This is a genomic window from Vibrio sp. 1288 (assembly GCF_033344475.1).
In genome coordinates, this window is the sequence record NZ_JAWPOX010000191.1 from 1 (window position 1) to 975 (window position 975).

The window sequence follows — 975 nt, forward strand, 5'->3', positions numbered from 1 at the left end:
ATTGGTTAATGAGACGAGAGGATAAAAACTGGGCCGGTGGCTACGATGAGCCTGGTCGAGAGACTTATGTTTCTTTTGTTGATAAGCAATACCAGTTGTTCAGCCCTGAAAGCAGAGATAATTGGCTGATGTATGTGGAAGCTGAGTGTTGCAATCGTAATTTGCCACAAAAAATTCCATTTGGTGGCGGACTACCAAAGGTTCAGTTACCCAATGTTGATGATAATTTTAAATCAATCAGGTGCTTAACGTCTCTCTCCGAAACGCTTAGACCAGAGATGGATGAAAGCACACGATGGCAGCTTACCAAGCTATTAACATTGAACCATTTTACTGAAGCTGACGGCTTAGCAACGTTAAAACAAACATTGAACTTGTATGCATTTGCAGGCACCCCCGAAACAAAAGCCGTTATAGATGCTCTAGTCAAGCTAGAGTTTGAACATACAACCGGTAGGGTTAGTCAGAAAGGAAAAGTTGGTTTTGCACATGGAGTAAAGCTGGTTCTAACAGTGTCCGATCAGATACTGCCAAAAGAGCAGATCTTTTTATTGGGTAGCGTGTTATCTGTTTACTTTGCTCAATATGCGGAGATTAACGTGTTTACGCAGTTAGAGATTAAGTTGAAATCAACCAGCAGCTCCTTTCACGTATGGCCTGCGCTGACAGGTGATAAGGTGTTGTTATGAGCTCAGAGGACTTCTACCGCGAGCTAAAGCAACGTTCTTTGTTTGAAGCTATTCATCTTATTGAGCAAGAGCTTTTGAAAGTTGAATCGCAAATTGGAACAGATGCATTACCCAAAAACGAGAAACTCAACTTAAAGGTCAATGCGTCTTTAGGCTTTGAGAATGCGCAACTCGTTTCTACTAAACCATTAGGTAAAGATAAATTAGCGCTTGAGACAAATTTGATTGGCTTGACGGGGGAGCAGGGTGTACTGCCTCAGCATTACAGTGAGCTTGCATTGCATCG

2 protein-coding genes are annotated in these 975 nt (G+C 42.2%); both read left to right on the plus strand.

Annotated features, from left to right (window positions below):
• Positions 1-689: type VI secretion system baseplate subunit TssF (locus tag R8O11_RS25595; RefSeq protein ID WP_318194659.1), on the plus strand; the 689-nt coding region annotated here is incomplete at its 5' end.
• Positions 686-975: type VI secretion system baseplate subunit TssG (locus tag R8O11_RS25600; RefSeq protein WP_318140348.1), on the plus strand; the 290-nt coding region annotated here is incomplete at its 3' end. The genes R8O11_RS25595 and R8O11_RS25600, both read left to right, overlap by 4 nt.